Origin of the sequence: Mesorhizobium sp. WSM4312, from assembly GCF_002294875.1 — a bacterium.
Lineage (GTDB): Bacteria > Pseudomonadota > Alphaproteobacteria > Rhizobiales > Rhizobiaceae > Mesorhizobium.
This window is the reverse complement of sequence record NZ_NSFU01000022.1, coordinates 1-17,103: the sequence shown is the minus strand read 5'-3', so window position 1 is coordinate 17,103 and position 17,103 is coordinate 1. Positions and strand designations below refer to the sequence as shown.

Here is a 17,103-nt window from a genome sequence, read left to right as displayed (position 1 = left end):
CGCGGACAACAGCCTAAAGTGCTGCGCGTGAACGCGACGCGCTTTAGGGCCAAAGACGGGCAAAACCAGGCGGTTCGCGGCGGGTGGCGTCGCAGGAGAATTCAAGACAAACCACGCTTTCCGCTTTTCAGCCAGGCGCGCCTGATCCATTCGTCGGCGGCGTCGCCCATTGTCTTGTCCCGACCGTCCTTTAGCCAGGCCATGAAAGGCCGATCGAACCTGAACGTATCGCCGCATTCGCGGGTGAAATAGCGGCGCACATTCTGGGTGTTGCGATAGGATTTCGTGATGGGCGTGGCACACGAAATCGGATCCGCGTGCCAGTCGAACACATTCATCGTCAATCCTTGCGCCGCCAGGGTTCAGATGCAGCCAAGGGCTAGCAACTGCGGTGCGGCTTCGCAAGGAGGCCTAGAACTTATCCAGATCCTGATGCCGCGCCTTGATCTCGCGCACGGTCCGCGACGATGAGCGCAGTACGATGGTGTGGGTGGTGATATAGGTGCGGCCGAACTTGACGCCGGCCAGCATGTTGCCGTCGGTGACGCCGGTCGCCGCGAACAGCACGTCGCCGCGCGCCATGTCTTCCGCATGGTAGATCCGCTTCGGATCGGAAATGCCCATCTTGGCGGCGCGCGCGACCTTGTCCGGCGTATCGAGGATCAGCCGGCCCTGCATCTGGCCGCCGGTGCAGCGCAATGCGGCCGCGGCCAGAACGCCTTCCGGGGCGCCGCCGGTGCCGAGATAGAGGTCGATGCCGGTCTCCTCCGGGTCGGTGGTGTGGATGACGCCGGCGACATCGCCGTCGCCGATCAGCCGGATCGCGGCTCCCGTGGCGCGCACGGCATCGATCAGCTTGGCGTGGCGCGGCCGGTCGAGGATGCAGGTGGTGATGTCCGAGACCGCGACGCCCTTGGCTCGCGCCAGGCTCGCGATGTTCTCGGCCGGAGAAGCATCGATATCGATGACGCCTTCGGCATAGCCCGGACCAATGGCGATCTTGTCCATATAGACGTCGGGTGCGAACAGCAGGCTACCCTTCTCGGCAATGGCGATGACAGCAAGCGCGTTGGGCAGGTTCTTGGCGCAGATCGTCGTGCCTTCGAGCGGATCGAGCGCGATGTCGACTGCCGGTCCTTTGCCGGTGCCGACCTCTTCGCCGATATAGAGCATCGGCGCCTCGTCGCGCTCGCCCTCGCCGATCACCACCGTGCCTTTGATGGCAAGACGGTTGAGCTCCTGTCGCATGGCATCGACAGCGACCTGGTCGGCAGCCTTTTCATCGCCACGGCCGCGCAGCCTGGCGGCCGCCACGGCGGCCCTTTCGGTGACGCGCACCAGTTCCATGGTGAGTATCCGGTCAAGGCCGGCGACGATGTTCTGGGCCACATTCATGTTCGGCAAATCCTCGTTGGCGTAGCGCCTCCCGCCGGAGGCGGGCCTGTTTTGTCAAACGAGCATGACAACGGCAAGACCGGCCGGACGTTTTATCGAAAAGCCAGCAATATCAATCGATTGAACCGCATTTCCGACAAGATTGCGGACCGTCGAAAACGACCGGGCCGCCTTGAAGAAGCACTGAGGATTGCCGCCGCGATCTAGAAAACCGCGAGATATCTGAGCAACGAAATGATGCCGATGATGATAACGATGACCTGCACGATCTGCCGCATCCTGGCGTCGAGCGGCAGGCGCTGCACGAGATAGAGAACGAGAATGATGACGAGGAATGTGATCAGTATGCCTATCAACATGGATGAAGCCATGATGCCCTCCTTCAAATGAATTCCTGAAACGGGAAACGAGCCGGCACTGCCAGCCCGTTACCGGCACGCTCAATACCAACGGCGGGGCGTGTCGTTGTTCATCGACTGGCCGACGGCGATCCCGGCCAGAAAACCAAGCAGGCCGACGACGCCGATCACGGCTGTCGTCGTGCCCGGGTTTTCGCGCGCGACTTCCGAAACCGCCTGAGCCTGGCTGCGCAGCTGCTGTGCTGTGCGCGATGCACGCGCCGCGGCCGTCTCATAAAAATCCGAAGCCTGTTCGCTGGCATCATCGAGCATTTCCGCGCCCCTTGCCGAAATGCTCTTGTTGATCTTGGTGATCTCCTTGCGCAGTTCAGCGATCTGCTTTTCCAGCGTTTTCTGGATATCGTCGATGGAGGGGGTGTCGGACTTGCTGGTATCGGCCATGAAGCGGCTCCCTTGGTTACTGACCAAGAGAACGGCGCCGCAACGAATTCGTTCCGGCCAATGCGCGGCTGGTCGCCATCTGTCGACCGCAGGCGCCGGCGAGGACGTTACCCGCCGGGGGACGACTACCCTGCCCGCTCGATGCGGATGACCTGCGGCTTGTCGGTCAGGTGACCGTCCTTGGTGATGCCGTCGACGGCCTTGCGCACGGCTGCCTCGGTGGTCTCGTGGGTGACGAGGATCACCGTCTTCTGCGCCGCCGCCTCGCCGCTGACCGCATGCTGGACGATCGATTCCAGCGAAATATCGTTGTCGGCCATGCGCTTGGCGATCGCGGCGAAGACGCCGATGCGATCATGCACGGTCAACCGGATGAAGTAGCCGCCGGCATGGCTGCGCATCTGCGCCTTCTTGTAGGGCCTGAGCTCCTTCGCCGGCAGGCCGAAGACCGGGCCATGCTGGAAGCCGGGCCGGCTCTTGGCGATGTCGGCGATGTCGCCGATGACGGCCGAGGCAGTGGCGTTGCCGCCGGCGCCGGGGCCTGAAAGCAACAATTCGCCAAGAATGTCGGTCTCGATCGCCACCGCATTGGTGACGCCATGCACCTGCGCGATGACGGAAGCGGTCGGCACCATGGTCGGATGCACGCGCTGCTCGATGCCGCTTTCGGTGCGCTGGGCAACGCCAAGCAGCTTGATCCGGTAGCCGAGATCGCCGGCCGCACGGATGTCGGCCTGGGTGATGTTGGAAATGCCTTCCATATAAATGTCGTTGGCGGCGATCCTGGTGCCGAAGGCAAGGCTGGTCAGGATCGACAGCTTGTGCGCGGTGTCGTGGCCCTCGATGTCGAAGGTCGGATCAGCCTCGGCGTAACCCAGCCGCTGCGCGTCCTTCAGGCAGGCGTCGAACGAAATGCCCTCGGCCTCCATGCGGGTGAGGATGTAGTTGCAGGTGCCGTTGAGAATGCCGAACACGCGATTGACCGAATTGCCGGCCATCGCCTCGCGCATCGTCTTGATGACCGGAATGCCGCCGGCCACCGCCGCCTCGTAGTTGAGCAGCACGCCCTTCTTCTCGGCGATCTCGGCCAGCGCCACGCCATGCTTGGCGAGCAGCGCCTTGTTGGCGGTGACGACGTGGCGGCCGGCTTCGAGCGCCGCCTTGACCGACAGGCGCGCTGGCCCCTCGTCGCCGCCGATCAGTTCGATGAACACGTCGATGTCGGCGATCTGTGCCATCTTGACCGGATCGTCGAACCATTTTGCGGCGCTGACATCGACGCCACGGTCGCGTTTCGGGTCACGCGCCGAAACCGTCGACACGACAATGTCGCGCCCGCATTGCCGGGTCAGTTCCGCTGCCTTGTCGCGCAGCACCCGCGCCACCGATGCGCCGACCGTACCAAGTCCGGCAATTCCAACACGCAGAGCTTCAGCCATGGAAGGCGACGTCCCTCAAAATCAGATCGAATTTTTGCTTACCGGTGGGCGGACAGCGGCACCACATTGTTGGGCTGCTTGGCGCTGGTCGACAGGAAGCGCTTGATGTTGCGCGCCGCCTGGCGGATCCGGTGCTCGTTCTCGACCAGCGCCAGGCGCACAAAATCGTCGCCATGTTCGCCGAAGCCGACACCGGGCGCCACCGCCACATCGGCGTGCTCGATGAGCAGCTTGGAGAATTCGAGCGAACCGAGATGCTTGAACGGTTCGGGGATCGGCGCCCAGGCGAACATCGAGGCGGCGGGAGCTGGAATGTTCCAGCCGGCGCGCCCGAAGGAATCGACCATGACGTCGCGGCGCTTGTGGTAGACCTCGCGCACCTCGGCGATATCGGCGCCGTCGCCGTTGAGCGCATGGGCCGCCGCCACCTGGATCGGCGTGAAGGCGCCGTAGTCGAGATAGGACTTCACCCGGGTCAACGCCGAGATCAGCCGCTCATTGCCGACGGCAAAACCCATGCGCCAGCCGGGCATGGAGAAAGTCTTCGACATTGAGGTGAATTCGACGCAGACATCGATGGCGCCCGGCACCTGCAGCACCGAAGGCGGCGGGTTGCCGTCGAAATAGATCTCCGAATAGGCAAGGTCGGACAGGATGATGATGTCGTTCTTCTTCGCGAACGCCACCACGTCCTTGTAGAAGTCGAGCGAAGCGACCAGCGCCGTCGGGTTCGACGGATAGTTGAGGATCAGCGCCAGCGGCTTCGGGATCGAGTGGCGAACGCCGCGTTCCAGCGCTGGAATGAACCCATCGTCCGGCTCGACCTGCAGCGAGCGGATGACGCCGCCCGACATGATGAAGCCGAAGGCATGGATCGGATAGGTCGGGTTCGGGCACAGGATGACGTCGCCAGGCGCGGTGATCGCCTGCGCCATGTTGGCGAAGCCTTCCTTCGAGCCGAGCGTGGCCACCACCTGCGTGTCGGGGTTGAGCTTCACGCCGAAGCGGCGCTGATAATAGGCCGCCTGGGCGCGGCGCAGGCCGGGAATGCCGCGCGAGGAGGAATAGCGATGGGTGCGCGGATCGCGCACCACTTCGCACAATTTGTCGACGATGGCCTTGGGCGTCGGCAGGTCCGGATTGCCCATGCCGAGGTCGATGATGTCGGCGCCGCGCGAACGGGCACTGGCCTTGAGCCGGTTGACCTGCTCGAACACGTAAGGCGGAAGCCGGCGGACCTTGTGAAACTCTTCCATGGCAGTTCCAGACAGCAAAAGGGGCTATGGGCGCGCGCTATATACTCATTTGCAGGTAGGGTCGAGGGCGGGATCGCATTTGCCTTCGATCTGCTTCAGCGTCTGCGGACCATGTTTCGTGGCTAGGTCCGCCAACGCCGCCTGATTGGCGACCGCAGCGCCGCCGCCGCTTTTGGCGCCCTGTGCGCCGCCATCAGCCTTGAGTTCGGCGAGCTTGGCGTTCGTCTCGGCCTGCGTCAGCTGCTTGTTCGCCACTTTGGGCGGGATGTTGAGGTTCGGAAAGGTGCCGGTATCCTTTGGACCTGCATTGTCGGCCATCGGCACCGGAGCGCTGGTATTCGTGCTCGAACACCCGGCGATCCCCAAAAGCACGATCGCCGCGCCGATGCGGCAAAAGCGTGCGGCATCAAAAAAAACAGTCTCGCCAATATTAATCGTCATATTGTTTCCTTGGCAGCCGAGGTAGAGCGAGATTGGACCCTGTCGGATGTCCCATGTTAATATGTCAAGAAAACGCTTCGGGAGGAACCCCGCGAACCATGTCCAAAACACCCGATTCGGGCAAAACGGAAGATGACGAGCCTTCGACCGTCGAGCAATATCTGGTGAAGGATCCGGAGCGCTTCGCGTTGAACATGGCGCGCATGATCGAGCAGGCCGGCAAGGCGGCGTCCGCCTGGGCCGAACCGCGCGAGCGCGGCGAAGTGCGCGACCACGTCGCCGAGCCGGTCGTCGACATGGTCAAGACGTTTTCCAAGCTGAGCGAATACTGGCTCGCCGACCCCCAGCGCGCGCTCGAAGCGCAGACGCGGCTGTTCGCCGGCTACATGACCGTGTGGGCGAACGCCATCCAACGCGTCAGCCCCAACGCCGAAGGCCCCGACGACGCCGTCAAGCCGGAGCGCGGCGACAAGCGTTTCCAGGACCCGGAATGGGGCCGCAACGCCTTCTTCGATTTCCTCAAGCAGGCCTATCTCGTCACCTCGCGCTGGGCGTCCGAACTGGTCGAGCACGCCGAAGGTCTGGACGAGCACACCCGCCACAAGGCGAGCTTCTACGTCAAGCAGGTGTCCAATGCCATCTCGCCGTCCAATTTCATCCTGACCAACCCCGAGCTTTTCCGCGAGACCGTCGCTTCCAACGGCGAGAACCTGGTGCGCGGCATGAAGATGCTGGCCGAGGACATCGCCGCCGGCAAGGGCGACCTGAAACTGCGCCAGGCCGACTATTCGCCCTTCGAGATCGGCAGGAACATCGCCACCACAACCGGCAAGGTCGTCGGCCGCAGCGATGTCGCCGAGATCATCCAGTATGATCCGGCGACCGAGACGGTACTGAAACGCCCGTTGCTGATCTGCCCGCCCTGGATCAACAAGTTCTACATACTCGACCTCAACCCGCAGAAATCCTTCATCCGCTGGGCGATCGAGCAGGGCCACACCGTCTTCGTCATCTCCTGGATCAATCCGGACGAGCGCCACGGCGCGAAGGGATGGGAAGCCTATATCAGGGAAGGCCTGCAATATGGCCTCGACACGATCGAGGAGGCGACCGGCGAGCGGGACGTCAACACGATCGGCTACTGCGTCGGCGGCACGCTGCTGGCGGCGGCGCTGGCTCTGATGGCACAGGAAGGCGACGACCGCATCAAGTCGGCTACCTTCTTCACCACGCAGGTCGACTTCACCTATGCCGGCGACCTGAAAGTCTTCGTCGACGAGGAACAGGTCGCGGCGGTGGAGAAGTCAATGAACGAGAAGGGCTATCTCGACGGCACCAAGATGGCGACCGCCTTCAACATGCTGCGCTCCGGCGACCTGATCTGGCCCTATGTCGTCAACAACTACATGCGAGGCAAGGACCCCCTGCCCTTCGACCTCCTCTACTGGAATGCCGATTCGACCCGCATGGCGGCGGCCAACCATTCCTTCTACCTGCGCAATTGCTATCTCGAGAACAACCTCTCGCGCGGCAAGATGGAACTGGCGGGGCATACGGTCTCGCTCGGCGATATCACCATTCCGATCTACAACCTCGCCTCGCGCGAAGATCACATCGCGCCGGCGCTGTCCGTCTTCCTCGGCTCGAAATATTTCGGCGGCAAGGTCGACTACGTGATGGCGGGATCGGGCCACATAGCCGGTGTCGTCAATCCGCCCGCCTCCGGCAAGTACCAGTATTGGACCGGCGGCAAACCGGAAGGCGATTTCGGCCAATGGATTGCCAGGGCCGCTGAGCATCCCGGGTCGTGGTGGCCGCACTGGCAAAGCTGGATCGAGGCCAAGGACGACACCCGTGTGCCTGCCCGCAAACCCGGCAAGCATATGAAAACCTTGGGCGATGCTCCCGGCAGCTATGTGAAGGTGCGAGTGTAACGGACTGTAATGTCTGGTGAGTTGACGGCCCGTCAAAAGCGGGCGAAATGGTGTCGTCAACCATCAAGCAGCCGTAATTCGGCAATCACTGCAAAAATACTTCCAGGCTTGCGGATTTGACACAGGTCTCGTTTCCGGATCGGAGACAAAGGTCACCTTGGACAGCGACTTCCAGTGCTGCGCCAAGGACGTACCGACCGGACATCGAGGGGGAATTTGACTTTGAAATCAGCAGGATGGAGCCTCGCAAAGGGAGAACGCAGCGCCATCTTGGCAGCGCTCTGCTGTGTGCTCCTGGCCTCCTGCACATCGGCCGGCGACCCGACAATGTCGGTCGGAATGCCCGGCTACAATGCCTCCCCCTCTGACATCAATGCGGCCGCCACCGGCAAGTCCATCGCCACCGCCGATTCGACATCGCAGACAACGGCCACGCAAACGACCGTGATGAGCGAAGGCGACACCGCACTCCCCGAAAAAGTCGCTTACGTACCGATCGCCAAGCCGCAAGCAGCCTTTCCGCTGATAACGCCGGCCGGCGCTGAAGCGATCGCGGGACAAACGCCGCAGGCCTTGCAGCAGCCGGCCCAGACGGCGCAGCAGACAGACGCGGTCGCCCAGAAGATCGCCGCCGCCGATGCCGCGGTGACAACGCCAAAGCCGGCCGCGGCGCCGGTGATGAACAATCCGGTCTATGTGACCGCAGGTGAGGCGCCACCAGCCGAGGCGCCAAAGAAACGTGGCTTCCTGGCCTCGATGTTCGGCGCCACGCCCGCTTCGGCCACACCGGCTCCGCTCATCAACACGCGATCGGGCGAACAGCCGACCGCACAGGCCAAACCCGCGCCTGCGGCGGCGGCAAAGCCGATCATCACGTTGGCCTCGGCCGACTCCACGGCAAAGCCGATACAGTTGGCATCGACCGGTGACGACGCAGGTCATATCACCGGCAGCGATGCCTTGCCTGGCGTGCGCCAGACCGCCCTGTTCGAGATCAAGCGCAAATCCGGCCTCGACGACGAAAGCGACGTCGACCTCAATGAGGACGAGGGTCCAATCGGCGGCAGCTATCAGGTTGCGTCCGCAGCCGGCATGGCCCGGCTCGCGCCAAACGGCCTGCTGAAGCAGAACGAAAGCGTCGATGTCGCCTGCCTGAAGCCGTCTCTGGTGCGCGTGCTGAAGACGATCGAAGGCCATTACGGCCGCAAGATGATGGTCACGTCAGGTTACCGCGACCCTGCCCGCAACCGCCGCGCCAACGGCGCCAAGAACTCGCTGCACATGTATTGCGCCGCCGCCGACATCCAGGTGCCCGGCGTCTCCAAATGGGAGCTGGCGAACTACATCAGGACCATGCCCGGCCGCGGTGGCGTCGGCACCTATTGCCATACCGAATCGGTACATGTCGACGTAGGGCCCGAGCGCGACTGGAACTGGCGCTGCCGCAGGCGAAGCGGTGGTGGTGACGGCTGAACGGCGCGATTTGACGGGCCAGAGCGGCCAGGTCGTGCCATCAATATCGTTCCAGCGGACTTTCCACATTGGCCCGAGCATGCCCCAACTTCGTCATCCACGGGCGGAGCAGGAGCGAAGCTCCGTCGCGAAGACCCGAGGATCCATTCCGTGACCTTGGTTGAAGAGTGCGGCCGAGCAGAATTCCGCACCGTTGCAACGCCTTGAAGTCGCGGCATGGATTCCTTGGGCTGCGGAGCAGCTCCAGGGGTCTGCGCCGCGTCGCTTTGCTTCCTGCTCCGCCCTGGAATGACGAAACAATGGGCGTTTTCGCTAGTCACCAAGCCGCGCAGTGGGTGATGAAGCCCCCGATTCCAAAGCCTCGGAAAAAAGTTGTCCAAGCCGGCACCTGACGGGTTGCCGGTTGCGCACAACGTCAGTATAAGCCGCTTCGTCTGAGCGCGCCCATCGTCTAGCGGTTAGGACACCGCCCTTTCACGGCGGTAACAGGGGTTCGATTCCCCTTGGGCGTACCAGACCTTTCAAACACTTAGCGACCTCCCAGTCCTTACTGTCCAATTTTTGGGCAGATTCCAGGGAATTGGTCAAAATGGCAACACAAACAATTTCGCGTGCATGATGGACGTCACCACCCGCGCCGAATCCGGCATGTCTGATGCGGCGGACCTTTCGGAGATTCGCCCTTCCATCACCGGACATGTCGCCGCCTGCGCCGAGCCCTTTAGCGCTCCTTCGGCTTCGGGGCGATCTCCTCGACCCGAGCCCTCGCGCGCCATGCTGAAGCATCGCCTGTCCGGCGCTTGGGTTTCACCCTCATCCTGTGTAGTCAGGATAGTGCGCACGTGCGCCTTGCCGAAGACGCTGGCGAGCAGGTTGTGGCCGGCTTTGTCGGTCATTAGCCGGGATCGGTGCTGTTGAGGCTGCACATGCGGATCAGCCAGCGTCCGCCAGCAGCCTGTCGCTCAAAAACGCTGAGCGAAGTTCCGTTTCCGGTCGCCTCACCCTCCGAATAGGCCGCGAGAGACCATGCCAGCTTCCCGGATGCCCCCGCCTCTGGCTAGTGTTTTGTCGGGGTGGCGTATTGGGTCCAGACGCCATGCAGCGCCTCTATCGCCGCGCGGCCGCGAGCCGGCGGCGCATAGGGAGAATGCAATTCCGCGTCAGAGGTGAATACCGCCGCGCAACCGGCAGCATCGCCGGCCCGATAGGCCGCAACGTAGATGTCCCAAAGCTCCTGCAGTTCGTCGCGGATCGACATCACTTCCTCCCGGTAAGGCCACGGAACCTTGGGCGCCTGTTGGCCTGCTCAGCCGCGGGCGGCCGCGCCGGTGCTGTCCCACGAAAGGCCGGCCGCGAGTTCATTTGCATTTTAGCTAATTGAATGTGAGATGGTCGTGAAATTCCGAGCGGGGGCTCATGACCACAGACATTTTTCTGACCGCTATCGCGGCATTCTCGATACTCGTTCCGCTGTACTTCATCCTCAGGTGAGGCGTTAAGCCGCCTGGCGGGCGCACCAGCGCGCGTTCCTCGCTGGCGCTGTCCTACGCGGCAGAGGCTTCCCGTGCGTCCTGACGCCCGCCCATGGCCAATCGCTGTGTCTCTGGATGCACCTGCAATCTGCTTGAACGCAGAAACCCCGCCGCTCCATTTGCGAAGCGGCGAGGCCTGCCCCAACCTCGGCCCCAATTGCCGGTCCCAACAGCCGGCATCGCTGACAATGCAATTGTTGTGCCAGCGACGATTGATCCATTACTGGACGGAAGAACCGGTCGCCGCAAGTTGCGCGGCCGCATCGTCCGGCCTGCTCAGGCGCCGCCCACCAGGCGCGATCGATTTCAAGGCCGACGGCGCCTTCCTTCCAGGGAGCCTAGCAAAGCCCGCCCTTTTCACGGCGGTAACAAGGGGTTCGATTCCCCTTCGGCGTACAGACTTTCGTGCACTCCACCCCCTGTTTGCCGAATATCTCAGCCGCCCTTGCCTTGAGTCCCGGAGCAACCGCATCAACCATCTTATTAGCAAGCGCTTGTGTTCCTCACAAAGCCGGATCATTATCCAAACCATCAGGTCGCTGAAGGGGTAGAGCGCCATGGAACTGAGCTGCTATGATCCGGGCGGGAGCATTTTTACATCACTCGCCTTCCTTAACCTCACGGCTGTTTTCATCATTCTGGCCGCCTTCGCCGTTGCGCGACTGATGGCAATGTCCCGCGCGGATTCTCTCGACCAGCTTCGGTTCGCGCCGATCCAAGCCGCAAGTTGAGGACTGTCGTTCCTTGCCTTCAGCAGTCATGCTCTCGACGGTGTGCGCAATAGCGAAGTTGTGGGGGCGCCATCTTGTTCGTTGATTACTACGAACTCCTGGAAATCAGCCCGAACGCCAACTCGGAAACGATAGAACGGGTATTCCGCTATTTTGCCATGCGCTACCATCCTGACAATCAGGACACCGGCGATGAATCACGCTTTAGCGAAATCCTGGAAGCCCACAATGTGCTCAAGGATCCTGTGAAGCGCGCGCGGTATGACATCCAGCACAAAGACCATTTGAATCTGCGAACGGAGTTGATTGGGGAAGCCAGCAACAACACAACCATCGAACGCGATGTGGCTATTCAGGCGAAATTGCTCTCGCTGCTTTACGTCAAGCGCCGGCAAGACGTAAACAATCCCGGCATTGGCGATACAGAAATCGAACGTTTGTCAGGCTGTCCACGAGAACATCTTGAGTTTCATCTCTGGTACCTAAAAGCCAAGGGCTGGATTGGAAGGATCGAGAACGGAACCTTCGCGATCACCGTGGAAGGCATCGATCGCGCCAATTCCGAACATCGCCGTGACACCACGATAAGATTGCTGGACCATGCCGGCTGAAACGCGGAAGCTCGCGTCAGCGCCGCATTTCACTAACCGCCGACCAGCGGTACGGTAACGGTGGTGGCGTAGTTGATCGGAAAGGTGTCGAGGTAAGGAAAATCGACGACGAAGGCATAGGTGGCGGTCAGATGCGCCATGCGGAAACCGCCGCTTGCCGGGTCGATGGCGATCGTCACGTTCACATCCTTCAAACCCAAGGCCTGCAATTTCTGCCTGGCGATCGATTGGATGTCGGCCTGGGTCAGCGTGTTCTGAAGCTGCAGCGAGCGCGATGATGTCTCCAGCGTATAGCGAACGCTGGACACCGAATGCATCGACCAGCCCAAGGCGAAGATCCCGAACAGCAATATGATGAGGAACGGTGCGATCAGCGCGAACTCCAACCCGGCCCCGCCCGATCGATCTTGCCGGAAGGCGCTTTGCCTGGCGCGATTCCAGGAAAGGTGTGAGCCGGTTGTCCGGGGAAAAGCGCGCAGCGCTTTCGCTTGTGAATCGCGGGACGACAAAGAGCTAGGGCGTTTCGCCATTTCCGCGAAACGGTGAGACGCCCTAGCGAACACGGATCACCTCCAGATGGCCGATGACGCTGGAAGCGGAAAAGACGCCGAAGGTGAAGGGCGGCGTCCAGGTGGCCGATGCCTGGATCTGAACATAGACCGACGGCACCTTTGGTCCGCTGCACAGAGTAGAGGCGTCGACCACGGTCGTCCCGCACATATAGATCCGGCTTAGCGTGACCTGGCCGTCCGCCGGCCGTTTCTCCCAGCTCGAAATGGCGACGGCCTGCGTCGCCGTATCATTCGTCGAGCCTTCCATAATCAGGTTCGCGGCGGTCTTGACGCCGGCACGCATCGACAGCGAACTCGTCACATAGGACCAGCCGTCGATGATACCGAGCAGCGCCGCGCACAGGAAAGGCAGGACCATCGCGAACTCGACCGCTGCAACGCCCGTTTTATCGCTCAGGATCGGCACAGATCGGGGCTCCACGGAGGCTACTCCACCAGCGCCACGGACCGCGCCGCCGGAATGTCGCGCATTCCGAGGCTCGTGCAATCCTGGTTGATGGTCGTGCTGCCGGACCATTGAATCGTATTGGCGACGACCTGGGTGCAGCCGCTGTTGCCCGAGAAATTGCCAAGATAATTCACTTGCTGTTTGGGGAAGTAGATGGCCCCGGTTAGCAGCGAATCCGCTGTTCCATTGAATGTGCTGGATGCACTGTTGCCGGCCCTGTCGCCGTAGAACAGCACACCGGAATAGATACCCGAGGTCGGCGCGCTGAGCTTCACGGAGGCGTTGCCATTCATGCTGACGGTCGAACTGCCCGACATGAAGATGGTCACATCGCTGCCGGTGATGATCGCGTTGGCGTTTATCTTGAGATCGCCCTGAACGACATAGACGCCGGGCGAGAGGGCGACATTGCCCTTCAGCGTCATGCCGCTGCAATAGGTGCCTGGGCTCAGCGTCGCCTTGTTGTCGTTCTGGCATGGGTTCGAGGCCGCCGGAACCGGCAGGTCTGCAAATGGATCTGCCGCAGGCAGCGCCTGGGTGATCGGGGCCGCGCAGACCGTGGTGACGGGATTGCTGAGAGACACGCCGCCCGCCGATATCAGGCAATCGACCTGGAGGCTCGCCGAGCCCTGGAGCTTGATGGCGTCCGGAGCGATCGAATTGGACATCACCACGCAGCCGGTGACCTTCACTGTGGTATTGCCTGAAAACGATGCAGCCTGCGATGCGGTCTGGTCGAGCGCGGTCATGCAGGCCTTCGAGGCATCAGTGATGAGGGCCACCGCCCTCGCCTGTTCGGGAACCTGGCTCTGCGTGAAGATCGAGGTGAACATCCGGTTGAGGTTCTGAGAGACGATGACCTCGACCGCCTTCTTCGCCGTATTCGGCCCGGACGCCGGCGGCGTGTTGACGATGATCGTGCCCGAGCCCAGCCCGTTCGTCGCTGCCGACTGCGTCGCGGCCGCGACGATCGTCGGCTTGTCGGAACCCGAGATCTGTTCAAGCGCGCCGGCATAGGCCGCGGCATCGGCCGTCGCCTGTAGTCTCAGGCTGTTGTAGTACCAGTAGGAGGTCTCCACGCCAAAGCCGGCCGCGCCGACGACGATCGGCAGGCTGAGGGCGAAGATGGTGGCAACATTCGCCCGTGTGCTCCGGCGTATACCGGTCGCCATGATCCGAATTCGGGCGAAGCAATTGAAAATCATAACTTAAATTAGAAAGCATGCATATATGAAGGAACGGCTAAAAAGTTCGGTTCATTTTTTGATGAGGGCTTCGATTGGCTTCAAACAGTGGGCCGTCGGCTGATCAGTGCATGCAGACGTCGCGATAAGCAAGAAACTCACGGCGCTGGAACGTCAGCACGGTTCGGCACCTTGCGCCTGGGCAAAAGCCTTCGAACTACATGTTGCTGGCTGGACGAATCGGAGGCGGTGGGCGATGCGCGGGCTTTTGCCGCGATTTAATGGGAATGTCCGCCAAGGATGCGCGTCTCGGCTTGATGGACAGCGATAGGGCATTGCCACGGCGCTTCAGCAGCCCAACTGATATCTTGGCAACGAGGTCCCGTATTTCCATGGGCGCTCCTCCCGAGCAGCCCCCGCCACCTTATTATTAGCAGCGAAGCGAATTCTCCGCATTTAACTTTGATGTATCAAGGTCGCGCAATGTCGCTTCGATGTCAGCGTCATCGAACGCCATCTCCGCCCGTTGACGGTGACCGCGTCCTCGGCCGCCCCTGGACAACGAAGGTGCAGCCTGATGCTGCCTGGAAGAAATATTTTCTTCAGGCGGAAAGAACTGGAGTCGACTCAGTCGCCAATCCAGCCGAAAGCTCTCTCTGTACGGCCAGGAAAAACCTGCGCACTTCATCACTTGCGGTTGCTCTGTCCCTGCCCGACCCGACAACCAGGTCAAGCAACTCGGCCGCTTTAGCCCTCCAGAACGAGGCTGCAGGCTCGCCATGCAGATTGTCTAGGCTGGCTGCAACTTCCCTGACCAAGAACAGCTGACGGTCGATCGGGAATGCACGGACTTTTTCTGGGGACATCTTCCAAACCTGAACTGACGCAACGAATCAACCATTGCTGAACAAGCAATGGCGTAGCCGCCAAGGTGGAAACGGAAGCTTAACGCCGCTGTCGATGCATCATCGTGCGAGGAAATGCAGATGATGATCGAGGCACGAGATCACCACGCACATTCAAGGCAAGTTGGTTGAGAAAACGGAGTTGGTCGATCGGAACAGGCGAAGCAGCCCTCAGGCCCGCTGCAGGCTTGCCTCGCCGCCACGCTTGCGCGGCGCCATCATGTCGCTGGCCATCAGTCCGGTGACACGGCAGAACGCCATGAACGCCCGGCAGGCATCCTCGGTCTTGACCACGTCCACCGTGGCGCCGAAGCAGGCATTGAAGGCTTTCTGATAAACCGGTCCCTGCCGGCGCGCCGGCCAGTCCTGCAGGAAATCCAGCGCCTGCTCGACGCTGTAAATCTCCTCGACGGGCAAGCCGGGGCCTTGCGCAATGCGCACCGGCACCTCGAATTGCAATCTATCCATCCGCAAATCTCCCGAACCCGTCGCCCAGGCAGCGCCGTTCGTCGTCAAAAGTTGCTATGCCCGCTCAGTGCCACGCAAATGTGTCGCCACTGCGGAAACGGCCGTTTTTGCTGCGCAAGATGGCCGGAAAGGAAAGCAACCGTGCAAAAACCGATAGAAATTGGCCCGACGAGACGAATATCCCGCCGGCCAAGGCCGCATCAGCCAGTTCTTCCTTGAACCTTTTGCCCTCAAGTGCCAAATCTGGCGGAATACCCACGCCAGAACTCCTGCAGCGCTCACTCTTCCCATACGGACAAAATGGTCACCTATCTCGACGCCGCCACGGCCCCTCTCAGAAACACCGGCCAGATCCGCCTCTATGGCGAGGACGGTTTTGCCGGCATGCGCAAGGCATGTGACCTCACCGCCCGTTGCCTGGACGCGCTGGTGCCGATGGTCGCGCCCGGCGTCACCACGGACGCCATCGATCGTTTCGTCTTCGAGTTCGGCATGGATCACGGCGCGCTGCCGGCGACGCTCAACTATCGCGGCTACACGAAATCGTCCTGCACCTCGATCAACCACGTCGTCTGCCACGGCATTCCAGACAACAAGCCGCTGAAGGATGGCGACATCGTCAACATCGACGTCACCTATATTCTCGATGGCTGGCATGGCGATTCCTCGCGCATGTATCCGGTCGGCACCATCAAGCGCGCGGCCGAACGCCTGCTCGAGGTCACCCATGAATGCCTGATGCGCGGCATCGCCGCCGTCCGGCCGGGTGCCCGCACCGGCGCCATCGGCGCCGCCATCCAGACTTTTGCCGAAGCGGAGCGCTGCTCGGTGGTGCGCGACTTCTGCGGCCATGGCGTCGGCCAGCTCTTCCACGACGCCCCCAACATCCTGCACTATGGCAGCGCCAATGAGGGCGTCGAGATGCGGCCCGGCATGATCTTCACCATCGAGCCGATGATCAATCTCGGCCGGCCGCATGTGAAGGTGCTGTCGGATGGCTGGACGGCGGTGACGCGGGACCGTTCGCTGTCGGCACAGTACGAGCACACGATCGGCGTGACCGACACCGGCTGCGAGATTTTCACGCTCTCGCCCAAGAACCTCGACCGGCCCGGCCTGCCGGCCTGATATTTTTAATACGTCGGGCGACCGCCTTGCCCGACTGATTGGCTGGATGCGGGGGCTGATGGGGAAGGCCAGCGACGACGACGAGCGGAGTTTCTTCGCCGAGGTGCCGGTTCGGCCCGCGGCGAAGGCGAGGCCCATTCCAGCTGAAAAGCCTGGATATCTCGGCCACCGCGACCGTTTGCGCGAGCGCTTTGCCTCGGCGGGTCCAGACGCCCTGCCCGACTATGAACTTCTGGAGCTCTTGCTCTTCCGGCTGATCCCGCGCGCCGACACCAAACCGGCCGCCAAGGCATTGCTGGCGCGCTTCGGTACGCTGGCCGAAGTGCTTGGCGCGCCCGTCAACCTGCTGCAGGAGGTCAAGGGCATCGGCCCGGCGGTGGCGTTCGACCTGAAGGTTGTCGCCGCGACAGCGCAACGCATGGCGCATGGCGAGGTGCACGGCCGTGAAGTCCTTTCGTCCTGGACGCAGCTCCTCGCCTATTGCCGCTCGGCCATGGCCTTCGAGGCGCGCGAGCAATTCCGCATCCTGTTCCTCGACAAGAAGAACGCGCTGATCGCCGACGAGGTGCAGCAGACCGGTACTGTCGACCACACGCCCGTCTATCCCAGGGAAGTGGTCAAGCGCGCCCTCGACCTGTCGGCCACCGCGATCATCCTGGTGCACAACCACCCGTCAGGCGATCCGACGCCATCGCGCGCCGACATCGAGATGACGAAAGAGATCATCGAAGCGGGCAAACGGCTGGGCATCGGCGTGCACGACCACATCATCATCGGGCGCAAGGG

21 protein-coding genes and 1 tRNA gene are annotated in these 17,103 nt (G+C 61.9%); 6 read left to right on the top strand and 16 right to left on the bottom strand.

The genetic code is table 11. The annotated features are described in order from the left end of the window. Positions 1-101: 101 nt before the first annotated feature. The 7 genes from CK228_RS29115 to CK228_RS29085 all read right to left on the bottom strand — a co-directional run bounded on the left by CK228_RS29115 (position 102) and on the right by CK228_RS29085 (position 5,442). The gene (locus CK228_RS29115; protein ID WP_095790048.1) at positions 102-338 is read right to left on the bottom strand and encodes a DUF6434 domain-containing protein; all 237 of its coding nucleotides are present in this window, start codon (positions 336-338) and stop codon (positions 102-104) included. A 73-nt stretch (positions 339-411) separates the two neighbouring features. Further along, on the bottom strand, positions 412-1,395 hold the full coding sequence (gene glpX, locus CK228_RS29110) for a class II fructose-bisphosphatase (RefSeq protein WP_095790047.1): 984 nt from the start codon (positions 1,393-1,395) through the stop codon (positions 412-414). 203 nt (positions 1,396-1,598) lie between these two features. Continuing rightward, positions 1,599-1,766 carry a Thivi_2564 family membrane protein gene (locus CK228_RS29105; protein WP_010909767.1) on the bottom strand — a complete coding sequence of 56 codons (168 nt, stop codon included), beginning with the start codon at positions 1,764-1,766 and terminating at the stop codon, positions 1,599-1,601. A 69-nt stretch (positions 1,767-1,835) separates the two neighbouring features. Continuing rightward, on the bottom strand, positions 1,836-2,195 hold the full coding sequence (locus CK228_RS29100; protein WP_095772817.1) for a hypothetical protein: 360 nt from the start codon (positions 2,193-2,195) through the stop codon (positions 1,836-1,838). A 125-nt stretch (positions 2,196-2,320) separates the two neighbouring features. Beyond that, complete coding sequence (locus CK228_RS29095) at positions 2,321-3,634, bottom strand: homoserine dehydrogenase (protein ID WP_095790046.1); 1,314 nt, start codon at positions 3,632-3,634, stop codon at positions 2,321-2,323. Positions 3,635-3,672: 38 nt separating this feature from the next. Continuing rightward, positions 3,673-4,890, bottom strand: a complete 1,218-nt coding sequence (locus CK228_RS29090; protein ID WP_019858471.1) for an LL-diaminopimelate aminotransferase — start codon at positions 4,888-4,890, stop codon at positions 3,673-3,675. A gap of 45 nt (positions 4,891-4,935) precedes the next feature. Then, entirely contained in the window at positions 4,936-5,442 is a 507-nt protein-coding gene (locus CK228_RS29085) for a hypothetical protein (RefSeq protein ID WP_179296082.1), read from the bottom strand. Between CK228_RS29085 and phaC the strand changes: the two genes are divergently transcribed. The 3 genes from phaC (at position 5,430) to CK228_RS29070 (ending at position 9,253) form a co-directional block, all read left to right on the top strand. After that, the gene (gene phaC / locus CK228_RS29080; RefSeq protein WP_095790045.1) at positions 5,430-7,265 is read left to right on the top strand and encodes a class I poly(R)-hydroxyalkanoic acid synthase; all 1,836 of its coding nucleotides are present in this window, start codon (positions 5,430-5,432) and stop codon (positions 7,263-7,265) included. The genes CK228_RS29085 and phaC overlap by 13 nt on opposite strands. Before the next feature lie 216 nt (positions 7,266-7,481). Further along, positions 7,482-8,738, top strand: coding sequence for a YcbK family protein (locus tag CK228_RS29075; protein WP_095790044.1), 1,257 nt, complete (start codon positions 7,482-7,484; stop codon positions 8,736-8,738). Positions 8,739-9,178: 440 nt separating this feature from the next. Next, positions 9,179-9,253, top strand: a tRNA-Glu gene (locus CK228_RS29070). 69 nt (positions 9,254-9,322) lie between these two features. On the opposite strand, the gene CK228_RS29065 is transcribed toward CK228_RS29070, so the two are convergent. The 3 genes from CK228_RS29065 to CK228_RS35505 all read right to left on the bottom strand — a co-directional run bounded on the left by CK228_RS29065 (position 9,323) and on the right by CK228_RS35505 (position 11,031). Beyond that, on the bottom strand, positions 9,323-9,634 hold the full coding sequence (locus tag CK228_RS29065) for a hypothetical protein (RefSeq protein ID WP_095790043.1): 312 nt from the start codon (positions 9,632-9,634) through the stop codon (positions 9,323-9,325). A 161-nt stretch (positions 9,635-9,795) separates the two neighbouring features. Then, complete coding sequence (locus CK228_RS36095) at positions 9,796-9,996, bottom strand: nuclear transport factor 2 family protein (RefSeq protein ID WP_245318119.1); 201 nt, start codon at positions 9,994-9,996, stop codon at positions 9,796-9,798. 873 nt (positions 9,997-10,869) lie between these two features. After that, the gene (locus tag CK228_RS35505; RefSeq protein WP_179296081.1) at positions 10,870-11,031 is read right to left on the bottom strand and encodes a hypothetical protein; all 162 of its coding nucleotides are present in this window, start codon (positions 11,029-11,031) and stop codon (positions 10,870-10,872) included. 44 nt (positions 11,032-11,075) lie between these two features. Between CK228_RS35505 and CK228_RS29050 the strand changes: the two genes are divergently transcribed. Then, the gene (locus tag CK228_RS29050) at positions 11,076-11,612 is read left to right on the top strand and encodes a J domain-containing protein (protein WP_019858477.1); all 537 of its coding nucleotides are present in this window, start codon (positions 11,076-11,078) and stop codon (positions 11,610-11,612) included. A 32-nt stretch (positions 11,613-11,644) separates the two neighbouring features. Here CK228_RS29050 and CK228_RS29045 read toward each other — a convergent pair whose 3' ends face one another. From CK228_RS29045 to CK228_RS35020, 6 genes are all read right to left on the bottom strand, one after another. Next, complete coding sequence (locus tag CK228_RS29045) at positions 11,645-11,998, bottom strand: TadE/TadG family type IV pilus assembly protein (protein ID WP_095772824.1); 354 nt, start codon at positions 11,996-11,998, stop codon at positions 11,645-11,647. Positions 11,999-12,164: 166 nt separating this feature from the next. Continuing rightward, positions 12,165-12,605 carry a TadE/TadG family type IV pilus assembly protein gene (locus CK228_RS29040; RefSeq protein WP_179296079.1) on the bottom strand — a complete coding sequence of 147 codons (441 nt, stop codon included), beginning with the start codon at positions 12,603-12,605 and terminating at the stop codon, positions 12,165-12,167. Positions 12,606-12,610: 5 nt separating this feature from the next. Beyond that, positions 12,611-13,837, bottom strand: coding sequence for a pilus assembly protein TadG-related protein (locus tag CK228_RS29035; RefSeq protein ID WP_179296078.1), 1,227 nt, complete (start codon positions 13,835-13,837; stop codon positions 12,611-12,613). A 581-nt stretch (positions 13,838-14,418) separates the two neighbouring features. Next, complete coding sequence (locus tag CK228_RS36090) at positions 14,419-14,682, bottom strand: DUF6074 family protein (RefSeq protein ID WP_095790041.1); 264 nt, start codon at positions 14,680-14,682, stop codon at positions 14,419-14,421. Positions 14,683-14,892: 210 nt separating this feature from the next. Next, complete coding sequence (locus CK228_RS29025; protein WP_095772827.1) at positions 14,893-15,189, bottom strand: DUF982 domain-containing protein; 297 nt, start codon at positions 15,187-15,189, stop codon at positions 14,893-14,895. A gap of 64 nt (positions 15,190-15,253) precedes the next feature. Then, positions 15,254-15,448, bottom strand: coding sequence for a hypothetical protein (locus CK228_RS35020; protein ID WP_143750633.1), 195 nt, complete (start codon positions 15,446-15,448; stop codon positions 15,254-15,256). A 41-nt stretch (positions 15,449-15,489) separates the two neighbouring features. Here CK228_RS35020 and map point away from each other — a divergent pair, with 41 nt between their 5' ends. Both map and radC read left to right on the top strand, forming a co-directional pair. Then, complete coding sequence (gene map / locus CK228_RS29020) at positions 15,490-16,317, top strand: type I methionyl aminopeptidase (protein WP_095772828.1); 828 nt, start codon at positions 15,490-15,492, stop codon at positions 16,315-16,317. Positions 16,318-16,375: 58 nt separating this feature from the next. Continuing rightward, positions 16,376-17,103, top strand: a 728-nt coding sequence (gene radC / locus CK228_RS29015) for a DNA repair protein RadC (protein WP_095790040.1), incomplete at its 3' end; no start/stop codon positions are given.